Raw genomic sequence first — 17,840 nt, 5'->3', positions numbered from 1 at the left:
AACCAAAAGAAGAGGACATCCACTGTGATCCGTGTACTGGTAGCCGAAGACCACACCATCGTTCGCGAAGGCATCAAGCAACTGATCGGCCTGGCCAAGGACCTGTTGGTGGTGGGCGAGGCGAGCAATGGCGAGCAGTTGCTGGAAACCCTGCGCCATGTGCCCTGCGAGGTGGTGTTGCTGGACATCTCGATGCCGGGCGTCAACGGCCTGGAAGCCATCCCGCGGATTCGTGCGCTGAACAATCCACCGGCGATCCTGGTGCTGTCGATGCACGACGAGGCGCAAATGGCCGCCCGCGCGCTGAAGGTCGGCGCTGCCGGTTATGCCACCAAGGACAGCGACCCGGCGCTGCTGTTGACGGCAATCCGCAAGGTCGCGGCGGGTGGGCGGTACATCGACCCGGACCTGGCAGACCGCATGGTCTTCGAAGTCGGCCTCACCGACTCCCGGCCATTGCACTCGCTGCTGTCGGAGCGCGAGTTCTCGGTATTCGAGCGCCTGGCCCAGGGCGCCAACGTCAACGACATCGCCCAGCAGTTGGCGTTGAGCAGCAAGACCATCAGCACCCACAAGGCGCGCCTGATGCAAAAGCTCAACATCACCTCCCTGGCGGAACTGGTGAAGTACGCCATGGAGCATAAGCTTTTATAGGCGCATACCTGTTTGCGACCACCTCGCGTGCACAACAAACCCATTCCTGCGACCTGTGGCTGTCGCACTGTCCCATCCCCGCCATCCGTGTAGGGCAATCCCTACCCCAAACCTTCCATATTGCTGATGCCATTCTCTCCGGGCCCCCGATTTGCGGGGCCTTGCGGTAGGACTACGCTTGTTCCATGGCAGTCCAAAACAAAAAGGTGCGGGTATGAGCGAGGTGGATTCAAATGATGTGCTGGTCAGCTTTCGTGGCGTGCAAAAGAGCTACGACGGCGAGAACCTGATCGTCAAAGACCTCAACCTGGAGATTCGCAAGGGCGAGTTCCTGACCCTGCTCGGGCCGTCCGGGTCGGGCAAGACCACCAGCCTGATGATGCTCGCCGGTTTTGAAACCCCTACCGCCGGCGAGATCCAGCTGGCCGGCCGCTCCATCAACAACGTGCCGCCCCACAAACGCGACATCGGCATGGTGTTCCAGAACTATGCGTTGTTCCCGCACATGACCGTCGCCGAGAACCTGGCGTTTCCGCTCTCGGTGCGCGGCCTGAGCAAGACCGACATCAGCGAGCGGGTCAAGCGCGTGCTGAGCATGGTGCAGCTCGATGCCTTCGCCCAGCGCTACCCGGCGCAACTCTCCGGCGGCCAGCAACAGCGTGTGGCCCTGGCCCGTGCGTTGGTATTTGAACCTCAGCTGGTGCTGATGGACGAACCCCTCGGTGCCCTGGACAAGCAACTGCGCGAACACATGCAGATGGAGATCAAGCACCTGCATCAACGCCTCGGCGTGACGGTGGTGTACGTGACCCACGACCAGGGCGAAGCGCTGACCATGTCCGACCGGGTGGCGGTATTTCACCAGGGCGAGATCCAGCAAATTGCCGCGCCGCGCACCCTGTACGAAGAACCGAAAAACACCTTCGTCGCCAACTTCATCGGTGAGAACAACCGCCTCAATGGCCGCCTGCACAGCCACACCGGCGACCGCTGCGTGGTCGAGCTGGCGCGCGGCGAGAAGGTCGAGGCACTGGCGGTCAACGTCGGCCAGGTCGGCGGCCCGGTGACCCTGTCGGTACGCCCGGAGCGCGTCAGCCTGAATGGCTCCAGCGAGAGCTGCGTCAACCGCTTCTCCGGGCGGGTGGCCGAATTTATCTACCTGGGCGACCACGTGCGGGTGCGCCTGGAAGTCTGCGGCAAGTCCGATTTTTTTGTGAAACAACCGATCGCCGAGCTGGACACAGCCCTGGCGGTCGGCGACGTGGTACCGATTGGCTGGCAAGTCGAGCACGTTCGCGCACTCGACCCACTTCTAGAGGCGAATTGATCGCCCCCTTGCTTCACCAACCTCGCACGTGGAGAGAACAACAATGTTGAGATCCCTGAAATATTCGGCCCTGGCGTTGAGCTTGATGGGCGCGACACAGGCCATGGCAGGCCCTGATTTGACGGTCGTGTCCTTCGGTGGCGCGAACAAGGCGGCGCAGGTCAAGGCCTTCTACGCCCCGTGGGAAAGCGCGGGCAACGGCAAGATCGTCGCCGGCGAGTACAACGGTGAAATGGCCAAGGTCAAGGCCATGGTCGACACCAAGAGCGTGTCCTGGGACCTGGTGGAAGTCGAGTCGCCGGAGCTCTCCCGTGGCTGTGACGAAGACATGTTCGAACCCCTGGACCCGAAACTGTTCGGCAACCCGGGCGACTATGTGAAGGGCGCGATCCAGCCGTGCGGCGTGGGCTTCTTTGTGTGGTCCACCGTGCTGGCCTACAACGCCGACAAACTGAAAGCACCGCCAGGCGGCTGGGCAGATTTCTGGGACACCAAGAAATTCCCGGGCAAACGCGGCCTGCGCAAGGGCGCCAAGTACACCCTGGAATTCGCCTTGATGGCTGACGGCGTGGCACCGAAGGATGTGTACAAAGTACTGGCCGGCAAAGATGGCCAGGACCGTGCGTTCAAGAAACTCGATGAGCTCAAGCCGTACATCCAGTGGTGGGAAGCGGGCGCCCAACCGCCGCAATACCTCGCTTCTGGCGACGTCGTGATGAGTTCTGCCTACAACGGCCGGATCGCTGCCGTGCAGAAGGAAAGCAACCTGAAAGTGGTGTGGAACGGCGGGATCTACGACTTCGACGCCTGGGCGATTCCAAAAGGCCTGGCGAAAGACCGTGCCGACGCGACGAAAAAATTCATCGCCTTCTCGGTGCAGCCGCAGCAGCAGAAGACCTACTCGGAAAACATCGCCTACGGCCCGGCCAATACCCAGGCGGTACCGTTGTTGGCGAAGGACATCTTGAAGGACATGCCGACCACCCCGGAAAACATCGCCAACCAGGTGCAGATCGACGTGAGCTTCTGGGCGGATAACGGTGAGCAACTGGAGCAGCGCTTTAACGCGTGGGCGGCCAAGTAACCACCACACCCAGGGTGAATGGGCTTTTTGTGGCGAGGGGACAAGCCCCCTCGCCACAGGTGTGGGCCCTCACAGGTCTGCATTCTTTTTTACGATCCGGAGTTCGCCATGGCCATCGCCATTCCCAGCCCCACCCTGAAACAGCGCCTGGCGCGTGCCGAGCGGCTCAACCGCTGGAAGGCCCAGGCCTTGATCGCGCCGCTGGTGGTGTTTTTGCTGCTGGTGTTCCTGGTGCCGATTGTGGCGCTGCTGTACAAAAGCGTCGGCAACCCGGAAGTGGTGGGCGGCCTGCCGCGCACGGTGGTGGCGGTGACGGCCTGGGACGGTCGTGGCCTGCCCGGCGAGCCGGTGTACCAGGCCATCAGCGAAGACCTGGGCGAAGCCCGGAAAAACTCGACCCTGGGCGACCTTTCCAAGCGCTTGAACATGGAACTGGCGGGCTATCGCAGCCTGCTGACGAAAACCGCGCGGGCGCTGCCGTTTACCGAAGCGCCTGCCTCGTATAAAGAAGCGCTGGAAAACCTCGACGAACGCTGGGGCGACCCGGCGTACTGGCAGGCGATCCGGCGTAACACCAGCAGCCTCACGCCTTATTACTTGCTGGCCGCCGTCGATCATCGCATCGACGACCTCGGCGAAATCGCCCCGGCCACGCCGGACCAGGCGATCTACCTCGACATCTTCGCCCGTACCTTCTGGATGGGCCTGGTCATCACCGTGTGCTGCCTGCTGCTGGCCTACCCGCTGGCTTACCTGCTGGCCAACCTGCCGGCGCGGCAAAGCAACCTGCTGATGATCCTGGTGCTGTTGCCGTTCTGGACGTCGGTGCTGGTGCGGGTGGCGGCCTGGATTGTGTTGCTGCAGTCCGGCGGCTTGATCAACAGTGCGCTGATGGGCATGGGGCTGATCGACAAACCGGTGGAGCTGGTGTTCAACCGGCTGGGGGTCTACATCTCCATGGTGCACATCCTGCTGCCGTTCATGATTCTGCCGATCTACAGCGTGATGAAAGGCATCTCGCCCACCTATATGCGCGCGGCGATTTCCCTGGGCTGCCACCCGTTCGCCAGCTTCTGGCGCGTGTACTTCCCGCAGACCTACGCGGGCGTCGGCGCCGGCTGCCTGTTGGTGTTCATCTTGGCGATCGGCTACTACATCACCCCGGCCTTGCTGGGCAGCCCGAACGACCAGATGGTCAGCTACTTCGTGGCCTTCTACACCAACACCAGCATCAACTGGGGCATGGCCACGGCCCTGGGCGGCTTGCTGCTGCTGGCTACCGTGGTGCTGTACCTGATCTACAACTGGCTGGTAGGCGCCAGCCGCCTGCGCCTGAGCTGAGGAGACCGTTGCGATGCTGAGCCCTTATATGTCGCCCGTGGAACGGGTCTGGTTCTACAGCTTGCGGATTCTCTGCGGCCTGATCCTGTTGTTCCTGATCTTGCCGGTGCTGGTGATCATTCCGCTGTCGTTCAACAGTGGAAGTTTCATAGTGTACCCACTGCAAGGTTTCTCGTTGCACTGGTACCAGGACTTCTTCGGTTCGGCGGAGTGGATGCGCGCCCTGAAGAACAGCATCATCGTCGCCCCGGCGGCGACGGTGCTGGCAATGGTGTTCGGCACGCTGGCGGCGATTGGCCTGACGCGCGGGAATTTTCCCGGCAAGGCACTGGTAATGGCCCTGGTGATTTCGCCGATGGTGGTGCCGGTGGTGATTATCGGCGTGGCCAGTTACCTGTTCTTCGCGCCGCTGGGCCTGGGCAACAGCTTCTTCTCGCTGATCGTGGTGCACGCGGTGTTGGGCGTGCCGTTTGTGATCATCACTGTGTCGGCAACCTTGCAGGGCTTCAACCATAACCTGGTGCGGGCGGCGGCCAGCCTGGGCGCGTCCCCGCTGACGGCGTTTCGCCGGGTGACCTTGCCGCTGATTGCACCGGGGGTGATCTCCGGTGCGCTGTTTGCCTTTGCCACCTCGTTCGATGAGGTGGTGGTGACGCTGTTCCTCGCCGGGCCCGAGCAGGCGACCTTGCCCCGGCAGATGTTCAGCGGTATCCGCGAAAACCTCAGCCCGACCATTGCTGCGGCGGCGACCTTGCTGATCGCCTTCTCGGTGGTGCTGTTGCTGACCCTGGAATGGCTGCGCGGGCGCAGCGAGAAACTGCGCACCGCCCAGGTTGGCTAACCATTCAGCTGCTGAATGGCTGACAACCTGCAATCTGAAGCTACTCTTGTGCCAGCCCATAACTGATAAGAGGCCGCGCACATGAGTACTTCCTCATTCAAGATCGCCCACAAACTGCTCACCGGCCCAGGTGCCATCGAGCAACTGGCCGCCGAGCTGACGCGGCTGGATGTCGACAACCCGCTGATTGTCACCGACGCGGCGCTGGTCAAATCCGGTACCGTGGGGCTGGCGCTGGAGCACCTGGGCGAACGGACCTATGAGATTTTCGACCGCGTGCTGCCCGACCCGGAAATCGCCATCGTTGAAGATTGCATGCGCGTTTACCGTGAAGGTGGGCATGACGGCCTGATCGGCGTCGGCGGCGGCAGTGCCATCGACATCGCCAAGAGCGTGGCGGCCTATGCCGGTTACCACGGAGCCCTGGCCGACCTGTTCGGCGTGGACCAGGTGCCGCGCAAAGGTCCGCCGCTGATCGCGATTCCCACCACCGCCGGCACCGGTTCGGAGGTGACCAATGTGGCGATTCTGTCGGACAAGGTCGCGCAGCTGAAAAAAGGCATCGTCAGCGATTACCTGCTGCCGGACGTGGCCCTGATCAGCCCGCAAATGACCCTGACCTGCCCCCGCAGTGTCACGGCCGCCAGTGGTGTGGACGCGCTGGTGCATGCCGTTGAGTCCTACCTGTCGCTGAATGCTTCGCCGATTACCGACGCACTGGCCATCGGCGCGATCAAGCTGATCGCCAAGACGCTGCCCAAGGCCTACGCCAACCCCGCCAACCTGCAGGCCCGTGACGACATGGCCACCGCCAGCCTGATGGCAGGCATGGCGTTCGGCAATGCTGGCGTGGGCGCGGTGCATGCGTTGGCGTATCCGCTGGGCGGACGCTTCAATATCGCCCACGGCGTGAGCAATGCCTTGCTGCTGCCCTACGTGATGCACTGGAACAAGCTGGCGTGCGTGGAGCGCATGCAGGAGATTGCCCAGGCCATGGGCGTGAATGTCACGGGGCTGAGTGCGGTGGATGCCGCCGACCGGGCGGTCGATGCGATGACGCGACTGTGTGCCGCAGTCGAGATCCCGTCAGGCCTGCGCAGCTTCGGTGTGCCCGAGGACGCGATCCCTGCCATGGCGGTAGAAGCGGCGGGGATCGAGCGGTTGATGCGCAACAATCCGCGCAAGCTGAGCGCGGCGGATATCGAGAAAATCTACCGGGCAGCGTTCTAACCATTGAGCGAGGTCACGGTGCGCGCGGCAAAGCATGAGGTATACAATGCGCGCCATCGTGATTTAGCTCAAAAAAGGTGCGTCATGCAGCCCTTCGTCATTGCTCCATCGATTCTCTCCGCCGACTTCGCCCGCCTGGGCGAGGAAGTGGACAACGTGTTGGCCGCCGGTGCCGACTTCGTTCACTTCGATGTCATGGACAACCACTATGTGCCGAACCTGACCATTGGTCCGATGGTCTGCGCCGCCCTGCGTAAATACGGCGTGACTGCGCCTATCGACGCCCATTTGATGGTGAGCCCGGTGGACCGCATCATTGGCGACTTCATCGAAGCCGGCGCGACCTACATCACCTTCCACCCGGAAGCCACGCTGCACGTGGACCGCACCCTGCAGTTGATCCGCGAGGGCGGTTGCAAGGCCGGCCTGGTGTTCAACCCGGCCACCCCGCTGAACGTGCTTGAGTACGTGATGGACAAGGTCGACATGGTCCTGTTGATGAGCGTCAACCCGGGCTTTGGCGGGCAGAAGTTCATCCCCGGTACCCTCAACAAGCTGCGTGAAGCGCGGGCGCTGATCGATGCGTCGGGCCGGGATATCCGCCTGGAGATCGACGGTGGCGTCAACGTCAACAACATCCGCGAAATCGCCGCCGCTGGCGCCGACACCTTTGTGGCCGGCTCGGCGATCTTCAACGCGCCGGACTATCAGGAAGTGATCGCCAAGATGCGTGCAGAACTGGCGCTGGCGCGTCCATGAGCGGCTTTGAGCAGCTATTCCCCGGCAAACTGCCACGGCTGGTGATGTTCGATCTGGACGGTACGTTGATCGATTCCGTGCCGGATCTGGCGGCTGCGGTGGACGCCATGCTGCTCAAGCTCGGTCGCAAGCCGGCGGGTGTCGAGTCGGTGCGCGAGTGGGTTGGCAACGGTGTGCAGATGCTGGTGCGCCGGGCCCTGGCCAACAACATCGACGCCGAGGGTGTCGATGAGGTGGAGGCCGAGCATGCCCTTGAGCTGTTCAACGTGGCGTATGAAAACGGCCACGAGCTGACCGTGGTCTATCCCGGCGTGCGCGACACCCTGAAGTGGCTGCACAAACAGGGTGTGGAAATGGCCCTGATCACCAACAAGCCGGAGCGCTTTGTTGCACCGCTGCTGGATCAGATGAAGATCGGCCGGTATTTCCGCTGGATTATCGGTGGCGATACCTTGCCGCAGAAGAAGCCGGACCCGGCGGCGCTGTTCTTCGTGATGAAAATGGCCAATATCCCGGCCTCCCAATCGCTGTTTGTCGGCGATTCGCGCAGCGATGTGCTGGCGGCGAAGGCGGCGGGGGTCAAGTGCGTGGCCTTGAGTTATGGCTACAACCATGGCCGGCCGATCGCCGAAGAATCCCCGGCGCTGGTGATTGATGACCTGCGCCTGTTAATCCCCGGTTGCTTGGGAGCGGGCGCTGAGATAACGTTGCCCGACGCTGTTCCATCCCCTTCTGGAAATCCCATCGTGGTGGTCACTCGCAAACTCTGGATGAAAGTCATCAAGGCCCTGGCCCGCTGGCGTTGGCGCGCCTGACTGATCCTGGCCGCGCTGCGGCACGTTTGCACACCTGACCGTTAGACCCTCACGCCACGAGGCACCTCATGATCCGCGAAGAATTCCTGCGTTTGGCCGCTGCCGGCTACAACCGTATCCCCATGGCCTGCGAAACCCTGGCCGACTTCGACACCCCGCTGTCGATCTACCTGAAGCTGGCCGATGAGCCCAACTCCTATCTGCTGGAGTCGGTGCAGGGCGGCGAGAAATGGGGCCGTTATTCGATCATCGGCCTGCCGTGCCGCACGGTGCTGCGTGTACATGATCACCATGTGAGCATCACCCTGGATGGCGTCGAGATCGAAAGCCACGACGTGGAAGACCCGCTGGCCTTCGTCGAAGATTTCAAGGCGCGCTACAACGTGCCGACCATCGCCGGCCTGCCGCGTTTCAACGGCGGCCTGGTGGGTTACTTCGGCTACGACTGCGTGCGCTACGTGGAAAAACGCCTGGGCAAATGCCCGAACCCCGATCCGTTGGGCGTGCCGGACATTCTGTTGATGGTCTCCGACGCGGTGGTGGTGTTCGACAACCTTGCCGGCAAGATGCACGCGATTGTGTTGGCGGATCCTTCCCAGGCCGATGCCTTCGAGCAAGGCCAGGCCAGCCTCGAAGCGCTGCTGGAGAAGCTGCGCCAGCCGATCACCCCGCGCCGTGGCCTGGACCTCAGCCGTCCGCCGGCGGCGGACCCGGTGTTCCGCTCCAGCTTTACCCAGGATGACTACGAGCGTGCGGTCGATACCATCAAGGAATACATCCTTGCCGGTGACTGCATGCAGGTGGTGCCGTCGCAACGCATGTCCATCGACTTCAAGGCCGCGCCGATTGATTTGTACCGGGCGCTGCGCTGCTTCAACCCGACGCCGTACATGTACTTCTTCAACTTTGGCGACTTCCACGTAGTGGGCAGTTCGCCGGAAGTGCTGGTGCGGGTCGAAGACAACCTGATCACCGTGCGCCCGATTGCCGGTACGCGTCCTCGCGGTGCGACCGAAGAGGCTGACCTGGCGCTGGAGCAGGACCTGTTGAGCGACGACAAGGAAATCGCCGAGCACTTGATGCTCATCGACCTGGGCCGCAACGACACCGGGCGTGTCTCGGAAATCGGTTCGGTGAAGCTCACCGAGAAGATGGTGATCGAGCGTTACTCCAACGTGATGCACATCGTGTCCAACGTCACCGGCGAGCTGAAGGCCGGGTTGACCGCGATGGATGCACTGCGGGCGATCCTGCCGGCGGGCACCTTGTCGGGCGCACCGAAGATTCGCGCGATGGAAATCATCGACGAACTGGAACCGGTCAAGCGTGGTGTGTATGGCGGTGCGGTGGGGTATTTCGCCTGGAACGGCAATATGGACACCGCGATCGCGATCCGTACGGCGGTGATCAAGGACGGCGAGCTGCACGTGCAGGCGGGCGGCGGGATTGTGGCCGACTCGGTGCCGGCCCTGGAATGGGAAGAAACGCTGAACAAGCGCCGGGCGATGTTCCGGGCGGTGGCGCTGGCCGAGCAAACGCCGCAGGGCTAACCGCTGATCTCGATCCAAATGTGGTAGCCGGGCTTGCCCGCGATGGCGGTGTGACAGTCGACAGATTAGTTGACTGATCTACCGTCATCGCATTCAAGCCAGCTCCCACAGTTGTTTTGTGAGGGATTTAAGATCGGATCAGAAATCCAGGCTCACTCCAACGCTGACCCCTTGCTGGGTAAAGTTGTCATCCTTCCTCACGTTATAGGCCGCATTCAACGCCAGGTCCTTGGTCACCTTGTGGCTAATCCCCAGGTTCAAGCGATCCGTATTGCTGCGTGGCGTGTAACCGTCCAGTTTGAAATCAATCCCCGGCACGCTGTTGAGTGACATGCCTACCCGCTGCGTATCGTTTTCAAACTCGTGCTCGTGGGCCACTTCGCCGAACACCAGGGTTTGCGGAGTGACGCGGTAGTTGGCTTGCAGGCCGATCCCCAAACGCTTGGAGTCACGCTGTTGGTCATCAAAGGTCAGCGCCGTAGACCGCACGTCTTTCTCTGAATAACCCTTCACCTCGACCCGCGAATAGTCGGCGCTGATGAACGGCGAGAAGTGCCATTCGCTGTTCGGTTCGGCGATGTCGTAGCCCAGCCGTGCGCTCAAGGCCCATAGCCAGCCGTCAGTGTCGCCTTTCTCGGTGCCTTCGCTGACGCCCAGGGCGAACTTGCGCTTGAGGTTGTCGAAGTCCAGCTTGCCACCGGTCAACGCGGCGTCGGCCCACCAATGATCTTCCTGGTACTGGGCGAACGCGGTGCCCATATAACTGTTGAGCTTGTAGTCCGAATCGCTGGCGCCGGCTTCAAGGCTCTGGCGATAGAAGCCTGCTGCCACACCCACGCGCCACTCGTCATTGAGCCGGTAGCTGCCGCCGATGTTCAGGTTGTAGCCGCTGCCGTCCCCGCTGGCCGAGCTGTTTTGATCATCGAAGTCCAGGTGCTGGCCGCCGGCGGCGACAATCGCGCGCCATTGGCCCACCGCCTGCCAGTTGCCGGAGTCGGCTTGCCATTGGTTGCGCAGTTCATCCTGATGGGCGCGCAAGGTGCCTTGGGCCATTTCCGGCAGCAGGGTGATTTCCCAGGGGGCGGCGAGCAACGAATAGGCGTAGTCGGCGATCAATACCTGGCCGGCTTCGGTGGGGTGGACGGTGTCGTTGTAAATCAGCTTGGTCGGGTCCGGGTTGGTGCCGCCCACGCCGTACACCGGATTCCTGCAGGTGGTGCCGCTGAAGCAGGTCTGGTTGAGGTTCTGGTCGGTAGCAAAGCCAAAGCGCCCGGGGTCGGCAAAGGTTTCCTTGAGCAGCAACGGAATGTTCAGCGGGATAATTTGCGCATCGATCTGCGACAGGCGCTGCACCAGGGTCTGGTTGAAGACCCCGGCCAAGGCGCTGACGGTGCCTTGAAGCGGCGTGCCATTGACCGCAGGTGTCAGGCCCAGGTCCGGCAGCATCCACACCATCACGTAGCGGGCGCCTGCCTGTTGCAGGGCCTGGGCGCTGTTGGCCAGGCGCCCGGCTGCGGCCGAAGCCTGATCGGGGCTGAGGACCAGGCCGTCGAGGAAGTCATTACCGCCGCCGGAGAGAAAGTACAACGCGTTGGGGTCGGCTCGGCCACCCGTTGATGCCAGGTATCCGGGGCGTGTACGCAACACTTGCCCGGTGTCGCTATCGGTGACGGTGGAGTTACCGGTGATGGCATCGTAGATCTGCTGAGTAGTGTAGCCGCCGACCGCCCAGTTATTGCCGTCTGTCTGACCCTGCGCAGCGCGTTCCGGGGAGGTGGAAGCATTCAGGTCGCCCGGGGCAATCCCCAGCTTGCCGCCCAATAACGTCGAGGAAATCAGCGACGTGCTTTCGCCGCTGCCGTCGAAGTATTGCGGGCCGGTGCGGTTGGTGAAGCGATAAGTTGATCCGGGGGCGCCAGGGTCGGCGAATGTCCCGGCATCAGCCAGGCTGTCGCCGAACACGATCATGGTCGAGTAGGGTGACGGTGCGGCAAACGCCTGGGAGCAGGCCAAGGTTAACAGGCAGCCGACGAGTGGGGCGAAGTAGGGCTTTTTGGTCATGAGTCCGTCCATGCTTTTATTTTTTTGTCTGCACTATGACTGTAGCGACCTCGCAAGGGTTCTGAAAAATTGACGCCAATTATCGGTCGGGCAGTTTTCCCCGTATTTGCGGCTCCATATTGCACCGCTGGCGAGGCTACGTTACTGTGCTTGGACGTATGAATGAGACCCTCCCCGTGTTGATCATCAGCAAACTCTTGATGCGAGTAGTCAAGGCACACGCCCGTTGGCGTTGGCGCGCCTAACTTTTCTCTACCGGCCACGCCGGACCTGTACCGATTTGCCTTCTTCACCCTCTGTTCGACGCCCCTTGCCGGCCAACCCCGGCAACCGGAACGTGCGTCTGGCAGCGGGTCACTCCCTTGGAAGGCCGTCATTAGAAGTCAGTGAATTCAAGAGGTTTTAGCCCACATGTTGCTGATGATTGATAACTACGACTCCTTTACCTACAACGTTGTGCAGTACCTGGGCGAGCTCGGCGCCGAGGTCAAGGTGGTGCGCAACGACGAACTGACCGTGGCGCAAATCGCCGCGTTGAACCCGGAACGCATCGTCGTTTCCCCGGGCCCGTGCACGCCGACCGAAGCCGGCATCTCCCTCGAAGCCATCCAGTATTTCGCCGGCAAGCTGCCGATCCTGGGCGTGTGCCTGGGCCACCAGTCCATTGGCCAGGCGTTCGGCGGCGACGTGGTTCGCGCCCGCCAGGTGATGCACGGCAAGACCAGCCCGGTGTTCCACAAGGACCAGGGCGTATTCCACGGCTTGAACCTGCCGGTGACGGTGACCCGTTACCACTCGTTGGTGGTCAAGCGTGAAACCCTGCCCGAGTGCCTTGAGCTGACGGCCTGGACCCAGCTGGAAGACGGCTCCGTCGACGAAATCATGGGCCTGCGTCACAAGACATTGAACGTTGAAGGGGTGCAATTTCACCCGGAATCGATTCTGACCGAGCAGGGCTTCGAGCTGTTCGCTAACTTTCTCAAGCAGAGCGGCGGCACGCGCTAAGGACTTTTTATGGATATCAAGACTGCCCTGAGCCGTATCGTCGGCCACCTGGACCTGAGCACCGCTGAAATGAGCGATGTGATGCGCGAGATCATGACCGGTCAATGCACCGACGCACAGATTGGCGCGTTCATGATGGCCATGCGCATGAAGAGCGAAAGCATCGACGAAATCGTCGGCGCCGTGTCGGTGATGCGTGAGTTGGCGGACAAGGTCGAACTCAAGACCCTCGACGGCGTGGTCGACGTGGTCGGCACCGGCGGCGACGGCGCGAATATCTTCAACGTGTCGACGGCTTCTTCCTTTGTGGTGGCGGCTGCCGGCTGCACCGTGGCCAAACACGGTAACCGTGCGGTCTCGGGCAAAAGCGGCAGTGCCGACTTGCTGGAAGCGGCAGGTATCTACCTGAACCTGACCCCGGTACAAGTGGCGCGCTGCATTGATAACGTCGGCATCGGCTTCATGTTTGCCCAGTCCCATCATGGCGCGATGAAACACGCCGCCGGCCCGCGCAAAGAGTTGGGCTTGCGCACCCTGTTCAACATGCTTGGCCCGCTTACGAATCCGGCCGGCGTGAAACATCAGGTGGTGGGCGTGTTCAGCCAGGCGTTGTGCCGGCCATTGGCCGAAGTGTTGCAACGCCTGGGCAGCAAGCATGTGCTGGTGGTGCATTCCAAAGACGGCCTGGACGAGTTCAGCCTGGCAGCACCGACCTTCGTGGCGGAGCTGAAGAACGATGAAGTCACCGAGTATTGGGTCGAACCTGAAGACCTCGGCATGAGAAGCCAGAGCCTGCACGGCCTGGCGGTGGAAAGCCCGGCGGCCTCCCTTGAATTGATTCGCGATGCCCTGGGGCGTCGCAAGACCGAAAACGGCCAGAAAGCCGCAGAAATGATCGTGCTCAATGCCGGTGCGGCACTGTATGCCGCGGATCACGCCTACAGTCTCAAAGAGGGTGTTGCCCTCGCTCATGATGCATTGCACACCGGGCTGGCGCGCGAAAAGCTCGAAGAACTGGGTGCGTTTACTGCGGTGTTCAAAGTGGAGAATGAAGGATGAGTGTTCCGACCGTTCTGGAAAAAATCCTGGCCCGCAAGGCAGAAGAAGTCGCCGAGCGCCGTGCCCGGGTCAGCCTGGCCGAGCTGGAAGGCCTGGCTAAAAGCGCCGATGCTCCGCGCGGGTTTGCCAATGCGCTGATCAAGCAGGCCAAGGACAAGCAGCCGGCCGTCATCGCTGAAATCAAAAAGGCTTCGCCGAGCAAGGGCGTGATTCGCGAGATCTTCGTCCCTGAAGACATTGCCAAGAGCTATGAGAAGGGCGGCGCGACATGCCTCTCGGTGTTGACCGATATCGACTACTTCCAGGGTTGCGACCTGTACCTGCAGCAAGCGCGTGCCGCGTGCTCGCTGCCGGTGATCCGCAAGGATTTCATGGTTGACCCGTACCAGATCGTCGAAGCCCGTGCGCTGGGCGCCGATTGCGTGCTGCTGATCGTCTCCGCACTGGACGACGTGAAGATGGCCGAACTGGCTGCCGTGGCCAAAAGCGTCGGCCTCGATGTGCTGGTGGAAGTGCACGACGGTGATGAGCTGGAGCGCGCACTGAAAACCCTCGACACACCGTTGGTGGGTGTCAATAACCGCAACCTGCACACCTTTGAAGTCAGCCTGGAAAACACCCTCGACCTGTTGCCGCGTATTCCGCGTGACCGGCTGGTGATTACCGAAAGCGGCATCGTCAATCGCGCCGATGTTGAGCTGATGGAGATCAGCGGCGTGTACTCGTTCCTGGTGGGCGAAACCTTCATGCGTGCCGAGAACCCGGGGGCCGAGTTGCAGCGCCTGTTCTTCCCGGAGCGTGGCGTTGCCGTCAGTGGCTCGACCCTGGATTGATGATGACCCAGCCGGTGGCGATGACGGTGGAGGCAGGCCTTAAGGCCGAGCAGGATTTGCTCGCCGCCGTCTGCGCGGGTGAGCAACCCTTCGGCCTGCTGTTCTGGCAGCCGAGTGACCAAGCGCTGGTGATGCCTCGTCGTCTGAGCCGGCTTCCGGCATTCGAAACCGCCAGTCAGGTCTCGGCTGACGCCGGTTGGCCAGTGCTGTTGCGGGAAACGGGCGGTGAGCCCGTCCCGCAATCGGCCGCCACGGTCAATATCGCGCTGGTCTACGCGCCGCCGCGCAGTGAAGGTGACCAGGGCCGCATCGAAACCGGCTACCAGCGTTTGTGCCAGCCGATTTGCGACCTGCTTGTCGAACTGGGCGGCAATGCGTCGGTGGGTGAGATCGACGGTGCGTTTTGCGACGGTCGCTACAACGTCAACCTTGATGGCCGCAAAATGGTCGGTACCGCCCAGCGCTGGCGCCAGAGTGGCGGGCGTCCGGTGGGCTTGGTGCATGGTGCATTGCTGCTGGATGACGATCGCGTCGAGTTGATCGCGGCGGTCAATCGCTTCAATCAAGCCTGCGGCCTGGAACAACGGGTGCGTGCCGAAAGCCACATCGCCCTGCACGAGGCCTTTGCTGCGCCAGACGCGATCGCCCGGCTCGACACGTTATACCGCCAGATGCTCGCGAGTTTCCTGCCGGATTAACGGGTGCCGTACACCACCATGGTCTTGCCTTTGACATGGACCAGGTTGCGTTCCTCCAGGTCCTTGAGCACACGGCCTACCATTTCCCTTGAGCAACCCACGATACGGCCAATCTCCTGGCGGGTGATCTTGATCTGCATGCCGTCGGGATGGGTCATGGCGTCTGGTTGCTTGCACAGTTCCAGCAGGCAGCGGGCAACCCGGCCGGTGACGTCGAAGAACGCCAGGTCGCCGACTTTACGCGTGGTGTCTCGCAGGCGCTGGGCGATCTGGCCGCTCAGGGCGTACAGAATGTCGGGATCCTGCTGGGCCAGTTCGCGAAATTTCGCATAGCTGATCTCGGCGACTTCGCATTCGACCTTGGCCCGCACCCATGCGCTGCGCTGCTGTTCCTTGCCGGCTTGTTCGAATAGCCCGAGTTCACCGAAGAAATCACCGGTATTGAGGTAGGCGATGATCATTTCGCGACCATCGTCGTCCTCGATCAGGATGGTGACCGAGCCTTTGATAATGAAGAACAGGGATTCCGAGCGCTCGCCCGCGCAGATGATGTTGTGCTTGGCCGGATGACGCCGGCGCTGACAATGCATCAGCAGTTTGTCGAGGTTCTTGATTTTGGGTGTGGGAGTAATAGCAACCATGGTTGTATCCCGAAAAGACTGCACGGTGTTGTTGAGCTTGTTTTTTTGTCCAGCGCGATCAACGGTTAAGCTACATCATCCGGTGGATGGCAATGCGCCATTGATTTGGCGCCAGCTTAACAGACACATTCTGACTCCATTAGGGAATTTACCCAGCAAACGCTGCTGTTGATCGCTTTCATGGGAAACGCTGCCGGCCCAAAGCCCTGTGCTAAGCTGGCGACCCTTTTTTAGCAGTGGAGTCTGGGCGATGAAGGCACGCATCCAATGGGCGGGCGAAGCCATGTTCCTCGGTGAGTCGGGCAGTGGCCACGTGGTGGTCATGGATGGCCCGCCGGAGGCCGGTGGCCGCAACCTGGGCGTACGCCCGATGGAAATGCTCCTGCTCGGTGTAGGCGGTTGCAGCAATTTCGACGTGGTCAGCATCCTGAAGAAGTCCCGCCAGGCGGTGGAAAGCTGCGAAGCGTTCCTGGAAGCCGAGCGTGCGACCGAAGACCCCAAGGTGTTTACCAAGATCCACATGCACTTCGTGGTCAAGGGCCGGGCGTTGAAAGAAGCCCAGGTCAAGCGCGCCATTGAGCTGTCGGCAGAGAAGTACTGCTCGGCCTCGATCATGCTGGGCGCTGCCGGCGTTGTCATCACTCATGACTACGAGATCATTGAGTTGGGCTGATTCTTCAATCGGCAGGCAAAAAGAAAGGGCGCTTAAAAGCGCCCTTTCTTGTTTTTTGTAGGACCTGGCTCAGATGCGGTAAGTGCTCTTTGTCATGACCTTGGCCAGCAGGCTCATGCCAAATTTCACCGGTGCCGGGAAGCGGAAACCGCCCGCGTCCAGCGCGCTTTCGGCGTGATGTTCTTCATCAATGCGCATCTGCTCAAGAATCGCCCGGGATTTTTCGTCCTCGGCCGGCAGTTGCTCAAGGTGCTCATTGAGGTGTTTGCACACCTGATGCTCGGTGGCGGCCACAAAACCCAGGCTGACTTTGTCGCTGATCAGCCCGGCCACTGCGCCAATGCCAAACGATAAACCGTAGAACAGCGGGTTCAGCACGCTCGGGTGGCTGTTCAACTGGCGAATACGTTGTTCGCACCAGGCCAGGTGATCGATTTCTTCTTCAGCAGCATGCTCCATCGCGGCGCGCACTTGCGGCAGCTTGGCGGTCAGGGCCTGGCCCTGGTACAGCGCCTGGGCACAGACTTCGCCGGTATGGTTGATACGCATCAGGCCGGCGACGTGGCGGGTCTCGGTCTCGCTCATCTGCGCTTCTGGCTGCACGATGGCGGGCGATGGGCGGTGCGGCTGGCCGCTGAAGGGCAGCAGCGTGCGCATGGCCGTATCGGCTTGCAGCAACAGGCGATCAATCGGCGAGTAGTGACGTTGGGTAGTCATGCTGACCTCCGGGAAGAATCTCGGCGGCCAGTTTACCGCAAGAGAGGGGGAAGCGTTTGCGCTGGGTCAAATTGCTTGTGTGGCGAGGGACCTTGCTCCCGCTGGAGTGCGCAGCGCTCCCGGTTTTATGGGGGCGCTATGCGGCCCAGCGGGAGCAAGCTCCCTCGCCACAGGTAGTGCTCAGCCCGGCGGCCAGTTCATCTGGCGCTGACCCAGTACATGCATATGGATGTGATAAACGGTCTGCCCGCCGTCTTCGTTGCAGTTCATCACCACGCGGAAGCCCTTTTCGCAGCCTTGTTCAACGGCCAGGCGTTGGGCGGTGAACAGAATATGCCCGGCCAGCGCCTTGTCTTCCTCGGTGAGGTCGTTGAGGGTGCGGATCGGCTTTTTCGGGATCACCAGGAAATGCACGGGTGCCATTGGTGCGATGTCGTGGAAGGCCAGGACCTGGTCATCTTCGTAGATGATCCGCGCGGGTATTTCTCTGTTGATGATCTTGGTGAACAGAGTATCCACAGCTGTTTCTCCATTGTGAAAGTGCAGGATGAG

18 protein-coding genes are annotated in these 17,840 nt (G+C 61.5%); 14 read left to right on the top strand and 4 right to left on the bottom strand.

The window, feature by feature from the left end; all coding sequences use genetic code 11:
- Nucleotides 1-24: 24 nt before the first annotated feature.
- The 9 genes from JFV30_RS26040 (at nt 25) to trpE (ending at nt 9,601) form a co-directional block, all read left to right on the top strand.
- Nucleotides 25-654, top strand: coding sequence for a response regulator (locus JFV30_RS26040; RefSeq protein ID WP_003210977.1), 630 nt, complete (start codon nt 25-27; stop codon nt 652-654).
- Nucleotides 655-868: 214 nt separating this feature from the next.
- Nucleotides 869-1,981 carry an ABC transporter ATP-binding protein gene (locus tag JFV30_RS26035; RefSeq protein WP_010167252.1) on the top strand — a complete coding sequence of 371 codons (1,113 nt, stop codon included), beginning with the start codon at nt 869-871 and terminating at the stop codon, nt 1,979-1,981.
- A 43-nt stretch (nt 1,982-2,024) separates the two neighbouring features.
- Entirely contained in the window at nt 2,025-3,065 is a 1,041-nt protein-coding gene (locus tag JFV30_RS26030; RefSeq protein ID WP_201125504.1) for an ABC transporter substrate-binding protein, read from the top strand.
- A gap of 108 nt (nt 3,066-3,173) precedes the next feature.
- On the top strand, nt 3,174-4,406 hold the full coding sequence (locus JFV30_RS26025) for an ABC transporter permease (RefSeq protein WP_010167250.1): 1,233 nt from the start codon (nt 3,174-3,176) through the stop codon (nt 4,404-4,406).
- Between the two features lie 13 nt (nt 4,407-4,419).
- Complete coding sequence (locus tag JFV30_RS26020; protein ID WP_201125503.1) at nt 4,420-5,247, top strand: ABC transporter permease; 828 nt, start codon at nt 4,420-4,422, stop codon at nt 5,245-5,247.
- 81 nt (nt 5,248-5,328) lie between these two features.
- Complete coding sequence (locus JFV30_RS26015) at nt 5,329-6,477, top strand: iron-containing alcohol dehydrogenase (protein ID WP_201125502.1); 1,149 nt, start codon at nt 5,329-5,331, stop codon at nt 6,475-6,477.
- Nucleotides 6,478-6,561: 84 nt separating this feature from the next.
- Nucleotides 6,562-7,236, top strand: a complete 675-nt coding sequence (gene rpe / locus JFV30_RS26010; protein WP_201125501.1) for a ribulose-phosphate 3-epimerase — start codon at nt 6,562-6,564, stop codon at nt 7,234-7,236.
- Complete coding sequence (locus JFV30_RS26005) at nt 7,233-8,051, top strand: phosphoglycolate phosphatase (protein WP_010167246.1); 819 nt, start codon at nt 7,233-7,235, stop codon at nt 8,049-8,051. The genes rpe and JFV30_RS26005 overlap by 4 nt, the downstream gene beginning before the upstream one ends.
- A gap of 68 nt (nt 8,052-8,119) precedes the next feature.
- Nucleotides 8,120-9,601: an anthranilate synthase component I gene (trpE, locus tag JFV30_RS26000; protein ID WP_010167244.1), complete on the top strand. Its 1,482-nt coding sequence runs from the start codon at nt 8,120-8,122 to the stop codon at nt 9,599-9,601.
- 138 nt (nt 9,602-9,739) lie between these two features.
- Here trpE and estP read toward each other — a convergent pair whose 3' ends face one another.
- Nucleotides 9,740-11,662 carry an esterase EstP gene (estP, locus tag JFV30_RS25995; RefSeq protein WP_201125500.1) on the bottom strand — a complete coding sequence of 641 codons (1,923 nt, stop codon included), beginning with the start codon at nt 11,660-11,662 and terminating at the stop codon, nt 9,740-9,742.
- A 411-nt stretch (nt 11,663-12,073) separates the two neighbouring features.
- Here estP and JFV30_RS25990 point away from each other — a divergent pair, with 411 nt between their 5' ends.
- The 4 genes from JFV30_RS25990 to JFV30_RS25975 are packed head-to-tail and all read left to right on the top strand — an operon-like array spanning nt 12,074 to nt 15,257.
- Nucleotides 12,074-12,667: an aminodeoxychorismate/anthranilate synthase component II gene (locus JFV30_RS25990; protein WP_010167237.1), complete on the top strand. Its 594-nt coding sequence runs from the start codon at nt 12,074-12,076 to the stop codon at nt 12,665-12,667.
- Nucleotides 12,668-12,676: 9 nt separating this feature from the next.
- On the top strand, nt 12,677-13,726 hold the full coding sequence (gene trpD, locus JFV30_RS25985) for an anthranilate phosphoribosyltransferase (protein WP_201125499.1): 1,050 nt from the start codon (nt 12,677-12,679) through the stop codon (nt 13,724-13,726).
- Nucleotides 13,723-14,559, top strand: coding sequence for an indole-3-glycerol phosphate synthase TrpC (gene trpC / locus JFV30_RS25980; RefSeq protein WP_201125498.1), 837 nt, complete (start codon nt 13,723-13,725; stop codon nt 14,557-14,559). The genes trpD and trpC overlap by 4 nt, the downstream gene beginning before the upstream one ends.
- Nucleotides 14,560-14,561: 2 nt before the next feature.
- On the top strand, nt 14,562-15,257 hold the full coding sequence (locus tag JFV30_RS25975; RefSeq protein ID WP_201125497.1) for a lipoate--protein ligase family protein: 696 nt from the start codon (nt 14,562-14,564) through the stop codon (nt 15,255-15,257).
- Here JFV30_RS25975 and crp read toward each other — a convergent pair.
- Nucleotides 15,254-15,898 carry a cAMP-activated global transcriptional regulator CRP gene (gene crp / locus JFV30_RS25970; RefSeq protein ID WP_010167230.1) on the bottom strand — a complete coding sequence of 215 codons (645 nt, stop codon included), beginning with the start codon at nt 15,896-15,898 and terminating at the stop codon, nt 15,254-15,256. The genes JFV30_RS25975 and crp overlap by 4 nt on opposite strands.
- A gap of 250 nt (nt 15,899-16,148) precedes the next feature.
- Here crp and JFV30_RS25965 point away from each other — a divergent pair, with 250 nt between their 5' ends.
- Nucleotides 16,149-16,571, top strand: coding sequence for an OsmC family protein (locus tag JFV30_RS25965; RefSeq protein WP_003194686.1), 423 nt, complete (start codon nt 16,149-16,151; stop codon nt 16,569-16,571).
- A 69-nt stretch (nt 16,572-16,640) separates the two neighbouring features.
- Here JFV30_RS25965 and coq7 read toward each other — a convergent pair whose 3' ends face one another.
- Together coq7 and JFV30_RS25955 are read right to left on the bottom strand one after the other, a co-directional pair.
- Nucleotides 16,641-17,288: a 2-polyprenyl-3-methyl-6-methoxy-1,4-benzoquinone monooxygenase gene (gene coq7 / locus JFV30_RS25960; protein ID WP_010167223.1), complete on the bottom strand. Its 648-nt coding sequence runs from the start codon at nt 17,286-17,288 to the stop codon at nt 16,641-16,643.
- 180 nt (nt 17,289-17,468) lie between these two features.
- Nucleotides 17,469-17,807: a histidine triad nucleotide-binding protein gene (locus JFV30_RS25955; RefSeq protein ID WP_010167221.1), complete on the bottom strand. Its 339-nt coding sequence runs from the start codon at nt 17,805-17,807 to the stop codon at nt 17,469-17,471.
- Between the last annotated feature and the right edge of the window lie 33 nt (nt 17,808-17,840).

Source organism: Pseudomonas sp. TH32 (genome assembly GCF_016650855.1).
Lineage (GTDB): Bacteria > Pseudomonadota > Gammaproteobacteria > Pseudomonadales > Pseudomonadaceae > Aquipseudomonas.
The sequence above is the reverse complement of the archived record's forward strand: the minus strand, read 5'-3'. Positions and strand labels throughout refer to the sequence as shown.